At 47.2% G+C, this 13,802-nt stretch carries 14 protein-coding genes and 5 tRNA genes; all 19 read left to right on the top strand.

The genetic code is table 11. The annotated features are described in order from the left end of the window. Positions 1 to 26: 26 nt before the first annotated feature. The 19 genes from AOA63_RS04030 to AOA63_RS04120 all read left to right on the top strand — a co-directional run bounded on the left by AOA63_RS04030 (position 27) and on the right by AOA63_RS04120 (position 13,795). Complete coding sequence (locus AOA63_RS04030; RefSeq protein ID WP_020374527.1) at positions 27 to 236, top strand: helix-turn-helix domain-containing protein; 210 nt, start codon at positions 27 to 29, stop codon at positions 234 to 236. Positions 237 to 432: 196 nt separating this feature from the next. Next, entirely contained in the window at positions 433 to 1,743 is a 1,311-nt protein-coding gene (gene hemA / locus AOA63_RS04035; protein WP_053958517.1) for a glutamyl-tRNA reductase, read from the top strand. A 14-nt stretch (positions 1,744 to 1,757) separates the two neighbouring features. Beyond that, the gene (locus tag AOA63_RS04040) at positions 1,758 to 2,564 is read left to right on the top strand and encodes a cytochrome C assembly family protein (protein ID WP_053958518.1); all 807 of its coding nucleotides are present in this window, start codon (positions 1,758 to 1,760) and stop codon (positions 2,562 to 2,564) included. 46 nt (positions 2,565 to 2,610) lie between these two features. Then, the gene (gene hemC, locus AOA63_RS04045) at positions 2,611 to 3,507 is read left to right on the top strand and encodes a hydroxymethylbilane synthase (RefSeq protein WP_053958519.1); all 897 of its coding nucleotides are present in this window, start codon (positions 2,611 to 2,613) and stop codon (positions 3,505 to 3,507) included. Between the two features lie 16 nt (positions 3,508 to 3,523). Next, a complete protein-coding gene (locus AOA63_RS04050; RefSeq protein ID WP_053958520.1) occupies positions 3,524 to 4,858 on the top strand; it encodes a uroporphyrinogen-III synthase in 1,335 nt (444 codons plus the stop codon). Between the two features lie 7 nt (positions 4,859 to 4,865). After that, positions 4,866 to 5,840 carry a porphobilinogen synthase gene (gene hemB, locus AOA63_RS04055; RefSeq protein ID WP_053958521.1) on the top strand — a complete coding sequence of 325 codons (975 nt, stop codon included), beginning with the start codon at positions 4,866 to 4,868 and terminating at the stop codon, positions 5,838 to 5,840. Between the two features lie 80 nt (positions 5,841 to 5,920). Next, the gene (locus tag AOA63_RS04060) at positions 5,921 to 6,124 is read left to right on the top strand and encodes a hypothetical protein (RefSeq protein WP_053958522.1); all 204 of its coding nucleotides are present in this window, start codon (positions 5,921 to 5,923) and stop codon (positions 6,122 to 6,124) included. Between the two features lie 56 nt (positions 6,125 to 6,180). Continuing rightward, complete coding sequence (gene selA / locus AOA63_RS04065; RefSeq protein ID WP_053958523.1) at positions 6,181 to 7,569, top strand: L-seryl-tRNA(Sec) selenium transferase; 1,389 nt, start codon at positions 6,181 to 6,183, stop codon at positions 7,567 to 7,569. A 43-nt stretch (positions 7,570 to 7,612) separates the two neighbouring features. Further along, entirely contained in the window at positions 7,613 to 8,380 is a 768-nt protein-coding gene (locus AOA63_RS04070; protein WP_053958524.1) for an electron transfer flavoprotein subunit beta/FixA family protein, read from the top strand. A 14-nt stretch (positions 8,381 to 8,394) separates the two neighbouring features. Next, positions 8,395 to 9,372 carry an electron transfer flavoprotein subunit alpha/FixB family protein gene (locus tag AOA63_RS04075; protein WP_053958525.1) on the top strand — a complete coding sequence of 326 codons (978 nt, stop codon included), beginning with the start codon at positions 8,395 to 8,397 and terminating at the stop codon, positions 9,370 to 9,372. A 128-nt stretch (positions 9,373 to 9,500) separates the two neighbouring features. Continuing rightward, complete coding sequence (locus tag AOA63_RS04080) at positions 9,501 to 10,529, top strand: hypothetical protein (protein WP_053958526.1); 1,029 nt, start codon at positions 9,501 to 9,503, stop codon at positions 10,527 to 10,529. Positions 10,530 to 10,623: 94 nt separating this feature from the next. Next, a tRNA-Val gene (locus AOA63_RS04085) sits at positions 10,624 to 10,698 on the top strand. A 9-nt stretch (positions 10,699 to 10,707) separates the two neighbouring features. Then, positions 10,708 to 10,785, top strand: a tRNA-Asp gene (locus tag AOA63_RS04090). A 6-nt stretch (positions 10,786 to 10,791) separates the two neighbouring features. Then, a tRNA-Phe gene (locus AOA63_RS04095) sits at positions 10,792 to 10,867 on the top strand. A 77-nt stretch (positions 10,868 to 10,944) separates the two neighbouring features. Then, positions 10,945 to 11,022, top strand: a tRNA-Asp gene (locus tag AOA63_RS04100). Between the two features lie 6 nt (positions 11,023 to 11,028). Then, a tRNA-Phe gene (locus tag AOA63_RS04105) sits at positions 11,029 to 11,104 on the top strand. An 81-nt stretch (positions 11,105 to 11,185) separates the two neighbouring features. Next, positions 11,186 to 11,935, top strand: coding sequence for a 3D domain-containing protein (locus AOA63_RS04110; RefSeq protein ID WP_242848270.1), 750 nt, complete (start codon positions 11,186 to 11,188; stop codon positions 11,933 to 11,935). A gap of 19 nt (positions 11,936 to 11,954) precedes the next feature. After that, positions 11,955 to 12,935 carry a 2-hydroxyacid dehydrogenase gene (locus AOA63_RS04115; RefSeq protein WP_053958528.1) on the top strand — a complete coding sequence of 327 codons (981 nt, stop codon included), beginning with the start codon at positions 11,955 to 11,957 and terminating at the stop codon, positions 12,933 to 12,935. Positions 12,936 to 13,015: 80 nt separating this feature from the next. Further along, positions 13,016 to 13,795: an enoyl-ACP reductase FabI gene (locus AOA63_RS04120; RefSeq protein ID WP_053958529.1), complete on the top strand. Its 780-nt coding sequence runs from the start codon at positions 13,016 to 13,018 to the stop codon at positions 13,793 to 13,795. Positions 13,796 to 13,802 lie beyond the last annotated feature (7 nt).

Raw genomic sequence — 13,802 nt, forward strand, 5'->3', positions numbered from 1 at the left:
TGCCAAAAAGATAATGAGGGATTTTTTTGGCCACTCTGGTAGTTAACGTTGCAGCGTTGCGGCGTTTTATGGAACAACGCGGTTGGTCTGAACGAGATTTGGCAGAGCACATGGATCTTGCCTATTCATACGTCAACCGGGTTTTGGGCGGTAAGAGAAGACCGGGGGCAAAATTTATTGCAGGAACATTATTGTTGGGTTTAAGCATGGAAGAAGTTTTTACCATAGAAAAATAGGCCATCAACATGCAACTTAACAGAAGTGATGAAAAGTTAAATTCTAACCCTCTAGCGAGTGCCGATAAATTAAACTTTTATAAAAAATCTAGATCAAGGAGAGATCTTTTTTACATTCCCATGTTATTATAGGCGTAGAGTGATCGACACATAACGAGGACGTGAACCGGTCACCCTAGATAAGAGGTGGCTTATTGTGCTGATTCAGGTTGTCGGAATAAATCATAAAACGGCGCCATTAAAAATTCGAGCGCAAGTAGGATTGACGCCCGATCAAATCGTTGAAGCATACCACCGAGTGCATGAATTGGTGGGACAACAGGGCATTGTAATTCTGTCTACGTGTAACCGCACGGAAATATATGTTGCAGGTAACGTGTCTTACTCGGCTATTGTTGACTGGTGGGGGCATATCGCTGGGGTTGAACGTAGAGAGTTTTCTGATGCGCTGTTTTGGTATGCAGACACCAAAGTATTCGATCATTTATTTCGAGTTGCAGCCGGCTTAGATTCGATGGTGCTTGGCGAAACGCAAATCCTCGGTCAAGTCAAAGAGGCCTATGAACTATCTCAGAAATATGGGGCAACTGGTTTCCTGCACCGTTTATTCCGTGCTGCACTAACCGTAGGGAAAAGAGCCCATGCGGAAACCGCTATCAGTCACAATGCGCTATCCATGGGGCATGCTGTTGTTGAATTAGGCCGTAAAGTGTTTGGGGATCTGTCGAGAACGCACGCGGTGGTAATTGGTGCCGGGGAAATGGGAACACTTGTCGCACGTCATTTGTCTTCCGCCCAAGTGGGCAATTTAACCATTGTCAACCGGACACCCGAGCGAGGTCAATTGTTGGCAGAGGAAATTCACGGATCTTATGTGCCGTTAAACCAATTAATGAGGGTGTTGCCTACTGCTGACATTATCGTCTCGTCTACGCATGCTTCGAACTTTTTGGTTACAAAACAGATGATGAAAGAGGCGATTAAAGGTAAAGGTGAACGTTTACGGTTTTTATTTGATTTGTCGGTGCCACGGAACTTAGATCCAGATATTGTTCGTCTTGGGAGTGGAATCTTTTTGTACGATATCGATGACGTGAATGCCGTCGTTGAGGCCAATTTGCATCAACGGCAAAAAGAGGCTGTGAAAGTCGAAAAAATTATTCAAGAAGAAATCGAGACACTGTCGAGCGACATTGCTGCGTCCGAAGTGGGACCGGTTATCCGGCAACTTCGCGAGAAAGCTGAATCCATTCGCATTAACGAGTTGAATAAGGCATTAAACAGGTTATCGCATTTGTCGGATGCAGATAAACAAGTCGTTGCCGAAACTACTCGATTAATTTTAAATAAGTTTCTTAATGATGCCATGGTCGGAATGCGCGCCTGGGCAACAGATAAAGACAAAGAAGAATATATTGAAGCTGTGCGCGAACTGTTTCATCTTGATGGCACCACCGAAAACACCAGAACGCCCAAAACAGAACACGTATTGCAACCTGAGCGGTGAACTGAGGCGATGGTGTGGGAGCCGTATTCATTGCGTTAGTTTTCTTGGGATATTTGTCATCTTCCGTGTTTTACGTGGCCACGTTATATAACGATACGTGGCGCAAGTGGGGATTTGCGGGTACCTTGATCGGGTTGGGCGCTCAAACCAGTTGGTTGATACAAGAGGCGATTGGTCTAGGAACGTGGCCTGATGAGACCTTGTATGACTGGATAGCGACCTTTACATGGGTATCTGTCATTATTTTTGCGTTGTTTCAATTATTTCGTCCTACGTTACCGCTTGGTGGATTTTTAATGCCCGTTATCACACTAATGTGGCTTGGCAGTCAGGCGCTGTCGCGTCGAGTTATTGTGCCGCCACATCTCGATAGCACATTGTTAGCGGTCCATATAACGACGGCTATTTTTGCTTATGTTGCTTTTTTGTTGGCAGCAGTCTTTAGTATTATGTATACAGAAAAAGAGCGAGAGTTGAAGCGGAAGAAAGTTAGACTCTTTTATTATCAGCTACCTTCGCTGGATGTGATGGATGTCATCAGTGGCCGTTTAATTTTTGCTGGTCTCATTTTTTTCACTATGACATTGATTGCAGGTACGTTATGGGCAAAACAGGTGTTTCATTTCTATTGGTCTTGGTCAGCCAAAGAAGTTTGGAGCATTATTACATGGCTTGTGTATCTTGGCTACGCCGTCTTGCGAATAAAGGGCTCAAGAGGCCATAAAGCGGCGATTTATTCGATGTCAGCGTTTTTATTTGTGTTCGTAAATTTGTTTGTGGTGGGAGTCTTCTTTCACGGCTTCCATTTTTATGATATTTGACAGAAGCGTAATATATTAAGAACTGGTACAGGAAAGAAGGCAAAAAGTGTTAAAAATTGGAACACGGTCTAGCCAGCTTGCACAAGCTCAAGCTAAAGCGGTGAGTGATCTTTTAACAAACGCCGGAATTGACAATGAACTGGTATTGTTTGAAACAAAAGGAGATAAAATTCTCGATCGTGCTTTGGATGCCATTGGTGACAAAGGCTTATTTACTACGGAACTGGAAAGAGCCCTCCTAGATGGTTTGATTGATGTCGCTGTTCACTCTCTCAAAGATTTGCCCACAACTCTATCTTCCCACCTCATGATTGGAGCTTATGTGCTGCCTGAAGATCCCCGGGATGTTCTCATTGCTAAGCCTGGGGTTTCTTGGGATTCTTTGCCGCAGGGAGCCCGGATCGGCACGTCGAGTCTTCGCCGGAGCGCCTTTCTGAAGGCACTTCGCCCCGATTTGGAAGTTGTTCCTGTCCGGGGAAATTTGCAAACTCGACTCCGAAAGTGGAAGGAACAGGGATGGGATGGATTAGTTCTCGCAGCCGCTGGTGTTCACCGCTTGCACTGGCAGGAATTAATCTCCAGTTATCTCGACCCATGGATTTGTGTGCCTAGTCCCGGCCAAGGGGTATTGGCGGTTCAAGTACGTGATGACAACAGGGACCTCCGTGCGATTTTGGCCCGGTTTAATGATTCTCAGGCGGAAATTACATCAAAGGCCACTCGTTCAGTGTTAGCGGAATTGGGGGGAGGTTGCCAGGTCCCTTTTGGCGCATATGCGGCGTGGACCGATGATAAGACCATTACCATTCGTGGAAAAGTTGCAGATTTAACGGGCCGACGGGTTATTGTGCAGGATGTGGCTGGCTTAGGAATTCATGCGGAAGAACTGGGAAAGCGATTGGCTCAAGAACTGATTAGTGCGGGAGCATTACAGCTTTTGTGAGGTGAAAAATTGCGTCATGGCGTCACGCATTTATTTTATTGGGACGGGACCTTCCACACGGGTTGAATGGCTGACCAAAGAAGCTTGGGATATTCTTGAACGGGTGCAGCATGCATTAATCGTTGACGATTCATGGCCTCCTTATTTATTGTGGCCATGGGCCGTGGAAAAAGAATATGTCGCGGCATCCGAGGTGTTGGCACGGATGAAATTTTGGTCGGCGCAAGATGATCAGGTAGCGGTTTTGGTTGCACAATCTCCGGCGCATCATGTTGAGATGTCGTCATGGGTAAAATGGGCCCAAGAACAGCAGGTCATGGGGACGATTGTGCCGGGCCTATGGGATATGACCGTGATGTTGGACATGAATGGCTTTTGTGTGGCCTCGCCTTTTGAGGCGGAATACCGGGCCGCGGTACCGTTACGGCTAAGAGGAGGACAAGGAGAAAATCCTTTCGTTCCCCGAGAGACGTGGAGGCTTTGGCCGACAGGACAATGGACTCATGGCGACATAAGGGAAGAATCATCGGCGGTGTTGAAAATTGCCACGGATTCGCCTCAACCGCACTTTTGGTTATCGCATCAGCCGCTTTACGGACGCACTCTCCTTCTTCTACATGGTGGAGCGACGGCCCGAAAAGCCAGTACCCGCTTACAAGAACTTGGAGCGCATGTGTATATTGCTCCGATAAGTCAAATTGAAGATCCTCCTTCGTGGACGATTGTCGATCAGACTTTAATTCATATTGAACGCTACGATTGGGTTATATTTACCAGTCAAGAGGCTGTGAGCAGATTTTTTCAGTCATTTAAGCGTCTCAATATGGATATTCGTCGGCTGCGCGCTCATATTGCGGTAGTTGGTCCCCAAACTGAAGCATTGGTGAAAGATTATGGACTATACCCTGTTTTGATGCCGGAAAATGAGTATAGCCAAGAAGGCTTGGCCAGAGCATTTTCCCGCTATTCGCTGTTGGGAGTGAATATCTTGTTGCCGCAAGGGAATCTCAACCGCACTTATCTCCAGGACTTTTTAGCCCAACAAGGTGCCCTTGTGAGCCCACTACAGTGTTATCAAAATGTTGCGGTGCCGCTTTCGCCGAGCATTGTTGAGCTATTGGAAGAACATAAGATTGATGCAATCTTTTATACTGCATCGTCCTCGGTCGATCATGTAGTGACTCAACATCCTCATTTGCAAGATATTTTGCGTCAAATCCCCGCTATCAGTATTGGTCGCCTAACTAGCCGCAGGCTCATGCATTATGGAATTCCTGTCACACGCGAACCTATTCGATCATCTGTGGATGCGATGATTGACGAAGTAGTTCATTATTTTATGAAGGAGTGATTGAGAGATGTTTCCTGTAGAACGTCCTCGCCGATTACGAAAAAATGAAACATTACGCGCTTTGGTAAGGGAGACGCATATTAGGCTGGATCAATTAATATATCCCGTGTTCGTACGCCCAGGAACCGGGATGAAACTACCAGTGTCTTCAATGCCAGGTATTTACCAGTGGTCAGTGGATTTGTTGAGTGATCATTTAGAAGAGGTCTATGAACAAGGCATCCGTTCTTTTCTTTTTTTTGGGATTCCTGCTCACAAAGATGCGGAAGGTTCCGAAGCCTATAGTCCGGAAGGTATTGTCCAAGTCGCTTTACAAACGGTGAAAAAACGCCTTCCCGAAGCGGTATTAATAGCCGATTTATGCTTGTGTGAATATACCGATCACGGTCATTGTGGAATTTTACGGGGAGATGATGTTGATAATGATATGACCATAGACATTTTAGCCAAAACAGCGGTCGTTCAGGCTCGAGCGGGAGCGAGTATTGTCGCTCCATCGGACATGATGGATGGCAGGGTCGCTGCCATTCGTCACGCGCTTGATCAAGCAGGATTCGAAGATATTCCAATTATGTCTTACGCGGCTAAGTATGCCTCAGGATTTTATGGACCATTTCGTGAGGCGGCAGAAAATACCCCATCGTTTGGCGATCGCCGGGCCTACCAAATGGATCCTGCCAATCGCCTGGAAGCGTTGAAAGAAGTGTTGCTGGACATTGAGGAAGGCGCCGATATGGTGATTGTGAAACCGGCCATGCCGTATCTGGATGTATTATCCGATGTGAAAAAATCGGTGAAAGTTCCTGTTGCGGCATACCAAGTGTCCGGCGAGTATGCCATGATTAAGGCGGCATCTCAGTTGGGATGGTTAGATGAACGACGGGTTGTAGAAGAATCCCTATTAAGTATTAAGCGGGCCGGTGCCGACATGATTATTACCTACTTCGCTCCACTGTTTGCTAACTGGGTTCAGCAGAAATAGGCGAAAACATATCGAGCAGGGTACAATATTTTTGGGAAGAGATTTCCCAGGTGGAAAGAGCGTAAAAGGAGGGATTCGTATTGAAAACGGTGATATCAGATGCAAAACCGCAACGGATACGCAATGAAGCCGTGTTTCTTTATGACATGAACGCTGATGATATTTTCCAAAGCAACGGGTATGTCGTCATTGATTCATCTCTCGGGCTCGTTTATCCACATGTGACCAATCGTGAAGATGCGAAGAACAATCCTTCTTCACCCTCTTTACAATCATTACACTAATGATGTTTAATAGCCACGCGTCTCATTCGCGTGGCTATTATTTAGGAGCGTGTGTCGTGAAAGAAGAGTCTGATCTCCGACGAAAGTTGCCTGCGGTACAGAAGATCTGGCGTGCTCTTCCTGAACCCTTACCAGTTCCCTCTTATTGGGTCGATAGGGCGATTGATGACGTCCTCAACCGTTGGCGGGAAAAGGCCCGCCGGGGACAAGCTCCTCCTCCTCTAACAGTCCTTTGCGATGAGATAATTCAAGAAGCGCGAGAATTATCCATGCCAAGTCTTCGTCCCGTTTTAAATGCCACGGGCGTTATGATTCATACGAATTTAGGACGTTCGCCATTGCCTGAAGAAATTATGGAAGCGGTAAAAATGGTGGCAATGGGTTATTCGACACTCGAATATGATTTAAGTCACGGCCGAAGAGGTTCACGCCACGACCATGTCGCGCAAGTTCTAGCGGAATTAGTAGGGGCCGAAGCGGCCATGGTGGTCAACAATAATGCTGCCGCGGTATTGATCGCATTGTCAGCAATAGCTCGCGGTAAAGAAGTCGTCGTGTCTCGGGGAGAACTTGTCGAGATTGGGGGGTCTTTCCGAATTCCTGAGGTCATGGCTCTCTCTGGCGCTCTATTACATGAAGTCGGTGCGACAAACAAAACCCATGCACGTGATTATGTGGCTGCGATCAATGACAATACCGGCCTGTTACTTAAAGTCCATCAGTCAAATTTCCGGGTTATTGGCTTTACCAAGGGGCTAAGCACGCGTGAATTAGTGGACTTGGGACGACGCTACGGAATCTGTGTGATGGAGGATTTAGGAAGCGGTGTGATCAATCCGTTGCAAATCGATAATGTTGCCGAACCCAGTGTCAAAGAGATTGTCCAAGCTGGGGTAGACATTGTTACTTTTAGCGGAGACAAATTATTGGGGGGACCACAAGCTGGCATCATTGTAGGGAAGACAGATATTATTGATCAGCTCAAAAAATATCCATTAGCCCGAGCTATTCGCGTGGATAAAATGACCTTAACTGCTTTAGAACATACCATCCGGTGGTATTTAGAAGGACGCGCTCACCTCTTGCCTTTATGGCAGATGATGAATCAAACTGCGGAGCAGATTTACCAGCGGGCACAATCATTTAGTGAATCGTTAAAACAACAGGTTCCTGTGCCGATGTCTATCGATATTCAACAAGATTACTCCCAAATTGGGGGAGGATCGATGCCGGGAACGCGAATTCCAACTTACGTCGTTAGCCTCACTCCATCTCATTCTAAGGATACGGCGGTTTTAGAACGGTACCTTCGAGAAGCCGATCCTCCTGTTATTGCTCGGATTAGTCACGGATCGCTAATTTTTGATTTGCGCACAATTTTCCCTAGTCAAGAATCTCAGTTGCTTGCTACTATAGTGATGGCCCTGAATAGGTTTAAAGAATGATTAAGGCTTTCGCGTATGCACAAACAAAAGGGAGGGAATAGGGATGAAAGTCTTAGTAATGGTAAAACAGGTTCCTGATACCGCGACAAAAATTCAGATACGCGGAGATAATCACGGCATTGTTGAAGACGGAATTAAGTGGGTCATCAATCCTTACGATGAGTTTGCCATTGAAGAAGCCTTGCGAATTCGGGAAAAGATCGGTGGAGAAACGGTTATCGTCGCACTCGGACCTAAACGTGTGGATGAGGCTGTCCGCCAGGCTCTTGCCATGGGAGCGGATCGGGCCGTTGTTGTCGAAAGTGAAGAAACCTTAGATCCATCACAAGTGGCTCATGCATTAGCCAAAGTTGCCCGGGATGAGGGGTTTGATCTGATCCTAACTGGTAAACAAGCTGTCGATGATGATGCGGCTCAAGTCGGACCAATGTTAGCGGCGCACCTGGGATTACCGCAGGTGACGGTCGTGATTCATTTGGATATTGATGAGTCGCAAAAACGGTTACGGGCCGAACGCGAATTAGAGGGAGCCACGGAAATCGTGGAACTGCCTTTTCCCGCTGTAGTGACTGCCCAACGCGGATTAAATGAACCACGTTATCCAACCTTACCCAATATCATGAAGGCTAAGAAAAAAGAGGTTAAACGCATTCCGCTAGCGTCTTTAGGAGTTGACGCTCCCCCACGAATCCGCGTAATGAACCTGACACCACCGCCTGAGAGACCGGCGCCAACGATTTTAACTGGAGATCCTGAGGAAACGGCGAAAAAATTAGTCCAACTATTACATGAACAGGCTAAGGTTATTTGAAAGGAGGGGGCACAATGTCTTCGGGTGTACTCGTAATCTTTGATCAGAACCAAGGACAAGTTCGTCACGTCATATTAGAAATCTTGACTGTAGCCCGTAGCCTCGCTCTAGGTCCTGTAACGGCTTTAACTTTTGGAACCGACGCATCTAAAACCTTGGACATATTGAGCGAATATGGAGCTGATCGGGTCTTGTTCTGGGAACAAGAGCCCTTTACACAGTATAGTTCCGATGGCTTTGCCGATGCGATTGCTTCAGTTGTTCCTGAACTTGATCCAGCGGTTATCTTGTTTCCGGCGTCGGCGTGGGGAAAAGATTTATCTCCACGATTGGCTGAATTGCTAAATGCAGGGTTGGCTACGGATTGCTTGTCTCTTCGAACAAATGAGGACAATCGGGTCATTGCAACGCGTCCCATGTATGCGGGTAAGGTTTTAGCTGAAGTACAGATTGACACCCCCATTCAGATGTTCTCCATTCGTCCCAATATCAATGCGGCAGTGCCTTCGCCTACGACACCTGTTGTTCTCGATATCCCGCCTGTAATTTCTGAAACGTCCTTTAAAGCCGTAGTGACTGAACGTAAGGAAGTTCAAAGCGGTGTCCAAGAACTCACCGAGGCTGACATTATTGTCTCAGGCGGACGGGGAATTAAGGCCCCAGAAAACTTCAAATTATTGGATCAATTAGCAGAGGCATTGGGAGCGGCGGTGGGATCGTCTAGGCCCGTCGCGGATGATGGATGGGTTCCTCATTCTTACCATATTGGTCAAACCGGTAAAGTGGTGAGTCCTACCGTTTATTTTGCTATTGGGATTTCAGGAGCAATCCAGCACTTAGCAGGGATATCGGGATCGAAATATATTGTAGCGATAAATAATGATCCAGAAGCTCCTATTTTCAAAGTAGCTAATTATGGCATTGTCGGCGATTTATTTCAGGTCGTACCGCGTTTAACCGAAGAAATACGGGCCTTAAAAGCCACAAATTAATATCGATTCCCGCGTATCGTGGGAATGTTACCATGTCAGAAGTTTTTGTCGGTCCTGAATCATCACCATCATAAATGTCCGGGACGAGCATAGGGATATGGATAAGTGTGGTAAGGAGGCATATCCCTATGAAACGTCCCGTTTCTCTATTTTTGCTATTCGCCTTTTTAATGATTCAACTATACGTAGCGAAAATTCCTCAAGCGCATCAGGTCCAAACGACAAGCTGGCTTGCAGTCAGTTCAGAACCGGGTGGATTGGTTTCCCGCGATGGTGATTATTATTTGGTTACACCCTCCTCATCATTTCAGTTACAGTCTAATGGAATTAGTATTACAAGCCGTGCAAGTGGACTCAATTGGGTGGAGGTTCCAGAACCATCGGGGGCGGGAATTTGGCGTATGGCATTAACAGCCCGGGGCGTTCCGTTGGTTGGAATTGGTGGGGCGATCTACCCAGCTCCTAATGCCACAGGCACTCTATGGATTGATTCAGGTGATCATCGACTCTATTATTCCCAACCTTCTCTCGCCGGTATGCAATCAGTGGGAACGACACTCAGTCAAGTGACAAAAGTGGTGTGGGCACCGGATGCGCAAAGCGCCGCCATTTTAGCACAGGGCCCAGAAGGATGGGGGATTTATGTGTGGACTCACGCGAATCAAACCTATCCGGCGCTTATTCTTAGTGCAGGACAGCAGCAAATTGCTAATTATGGAATTCTTCGTAATCAAACGGTTATCGCGGCATTAAAAAACGGACGCATTCTTCAACAAGGCCAGGGGCTCGTATCGGTTCCCAAAATGGAACAAGTCCGGGTTTCCAGGCAATATGCCTCGGCATTGGGACATACGGCCACTCAGGCAATTTTTTGGAGTAACGGGAAATGGAATGCGTATCCATTACCCAAGCAACTAAAATGGGTAGGCGTACCCAGATTTTCAAACAATGGAACGATGGCTGCTACCTTGGCCCAAAATTTGCAGGGTACTTGGCATTTGTTACTCTATGGTCACCACTATACACTCGATGTGCACATGCCGTTTACCGATGTAAGTGAATATCATCTTCTTGGATTTATGGGAGACCATTGGCTTCTTATTACGGTGCCTGAAGGTCCTCACCGTGGCACTTATGCCTGGTGGATTAATCATTGAACAGGCGGGGGCAATATAAATATGGTGAATTTGCTAGTAATCCGTTGCGGAAGATGGTGAAAGAGAGTATAATAAACAACGCATCTTGTGGAGCGGGCGGATAGCTCAGCGGTAGAGCACCTGCCTTACACGCAGGGGGTCACAGGTTCGAAACCTGTTCCGCCCACCATTTGCACGCGGAGGCGTGGTGTAGCTGGCCCAACACGCATGCCTGTCACGCATGAGATCGCGGGTTCGAATCCCGTCGCCTCCGCCATGATTCGCCGCGGTAGCTCAGTCGGTAGAGCAGAGGACTGAAAATCCTCGTGTCGGCGGTTCGATTCCGCCCTGCGGCACCATTTTTTGTCTGAGAGGTTTTCCCCGTTGACAAGTCTGGGGAATTCGAGGATAATTACGCCGTTGGTTAGGACTAAACGGAGGCGTGGTGTAGCTGGCCCAACACGCATGCCTGTCACGCATGAGATCGCGGGTTCGAATCCCGTCGCCTCCGCCATAATTCGCCGCGGTAGCTCAGTCGGTAGAGCAGAGGACTGAAAATCCTCGTGTCGGCGGTTCGATTCCGCCCTGCGGCACCAGATTTCTTGAAAACCCGCATTGTGCGGGATTTTTTTATTCCTCCCTTGCCATCTATAAGGAAATATTGCGGCGTTGACTGTATGACCACGTTGTTCCCGGAAACACTAGAGTCAACAGTGATCCGTCTAGAAAGCGGGGGAACGCGAATGAATAAACTGCGCTGGACCATGGGTATTATGGGCGTGGCATTGGCGTTCGCGTTGTGGGGGCATAATTGGCATGTAAAGAGTCATGAAGCCCCTCCGGCCAATGTATTACCTCGGTGGCCATGGGTAAGTGGAGGATTTGCTCAGGAGAAACCGCATTTCGTTTCTGTTCCTTTTCCGACGAAAACAATTACGGATAGTAATTTACCGCAAGGACAAAGATTAGTGATTCAACCAGGCCGGGTGGGAACAAATTTTTGGGTCAATGGGACTAGTAAAGTGATTTTTCCTCCCCTTCCGCAAATTGTTGCCTTAGGAACGGCTCCCGTTCATGTTATTACGATTAATGGCGTCAAGTATTCCTATGACCGGGTGTTTACGGCACTTACCACCGCATATAATGGGCAGTTTTCGATGAATGGGCCGTGGGGTGCAGTAGCCGCGTGGGACGGGTTGCCACTTCATCAAGGAGACGTTGCTGTCGATCCTCAGGTGATTCCTTTGGGAACTTATCTCTATATTGACGGCTTTGGGCCCGCACGGGCGGTGGACACGGGTTCTGCTATTTTTGGGGATCATATTGATATTTTCTTTCCCGAATCAGCTCAAAAAATTGCGGAGTATGGCATCCAATTTCATAAAGTTTATGTATTAACGAGTCGCCCTCCCAATTATCATGGATAACAAGGGGGGGACAAATGCTGTGAAATTAGTCATTACGGGGCGGGTTGATCCGCGGGTCATTCAAGAGATTCGCTCTCGACGGCCTGATTTATCATTGAAAGTTTGGAATGAATCAGGGATTATTTCCCGGGAACAACTTCTGGCATGGTCGAAAGACGCTGATCTGATGATTACCATGTTAACCGAACGTGTGGACACCGAATTGTTGGAGCATGCTCCGCACCTTAAAATGGTTAGCAATATGGCAGTAGGATTTGATAACTTTGATCTGGCTGCGCTAGAAAAATCACACGTTTTGGCGACCAATACTCCAGATGTGTTGACGGAGGCCACAGCGGAATTAACCATGGCGCTCATGCTTTTGGTTTTAAGACGCCTGCGGAGTGCAGAAGACGCCTTACGTCAATATCACTGGACAGGGTGGGAACCAGACGGATTTTTGGGATTTGAACTATATGGAAAAACATTAGGTATTGTCGGGTTTGGGCGTATTGCCCGAGCGGTCGTCAAGCGGGCATTGGCTTTTGGCATGCGAGTGATCATCTTTACTCGGCGATCTCTAAAAGATTTGCCGGAAAATGTACAGCAAGTATCGTGGGAACAATTATTGGAATCCTCTGATATTGTGTCTCTACATGTCCCCTTAACTCCTCAAACTTTGCATCTAATCAATCATGAAACCTTATCGCGCATGCGACCCACAGCAATTTTGATTAATACTTCGCGCGGAGCAGTCGTCGATGAAAAGGCGTTAATCGCAGCATTACGCACAGGAAAATTGGCAGGAGCTGGACTGGATGTTTTTGAAACAGAACCTTTACCGTCCGATTCGTCTTTGCGAGAGTTGCCGAACGTGACGCTTTTGCCTCATATCGGCTCGGCAACAGTAGAAACTCGTCTAGCGATGGCCGAGCGGGCATGGCATAATATTTTGGCGTATCTTAATGGACAAAAGCCTCCGGACTTATTGCTGCCTAAGCTCTGGCCGGACAAGACCTGATAGGGTATGATGGTGGAAAAATTCGGTATATCCTAATGTGCGGACAGCCGATTGGGATAATGCGAAAGGTAGGAGAGACAGTGGGTTTACTGGATGGAAAGGTTGCGGTCGTAACCGGGATTGCGAATAAAAGAAGTATTGCCTGGGGTATTGCCCGGGCCTTTGTACGTGAAGGAGCACAGCTGATTGTCACTTATCAGAACGAACGATTAAAAGAAAATTTGGATAAATTGCTACCGGAAATTGATGTTCCGGTCCAATCACTATTATTAGATGTGACCAATGACGAACTTATGGCAGAATTTGGGAAGCAATTGCAACACTTGGCTCCGCAGGGGGTTCATATTTTGGTTCACTCTATTGCCTATGCTGACCGTCAAGATTTAGAAGGACGATTTTTGGATACTAAGCGTGAGGGATATATGTTAGCACAAATGGTGAGTGCCTATTCGTTAACGGAGTTAACACGAGCCGTATACCCATCCATGCAAAAAGCGCAGGGAGGCAGTATTATTGCCATGACCTATCAAGGATCGACCCGGGTTATGCCCAATTACAATGTGATGGGTGTGGCCAAGGCGGCTTTAGAGTCATCCGTTCGTTACTTAGCATTTGATCTCGGGAAAGAACATATTCGCGTGAATGCGATTTCTGCGGGGCCGGTAAAAACATTGGCAGCATCAGGCGTTAAAGGTATTTCTCAGGCTTTACACAACACGGAAGAACGAGCTCCTATTCCCGAAAATATTTCTACAGACGATGTTGGTAATGCGGCCGTGTTTCTTGCTTCCGATTGGGCCAAGCACATTACCGGTGATATTCTGTTCGTCGATAGCGGATTTCATATTATGGGTTTTTAGGGGGATA

Origin of the sequence: Sulfobacillus thermosulfidooxidans (assembly GCF_001280565.1) — a bacterium.
GTDB classification, from domain to species: Bacteria; Bacillota; Sulfobacillia; order Sulfobacillales; family Sulfobacillaceae; genus Sulfobacillus; species Sulfobacillus thermosulfidooxidans_A.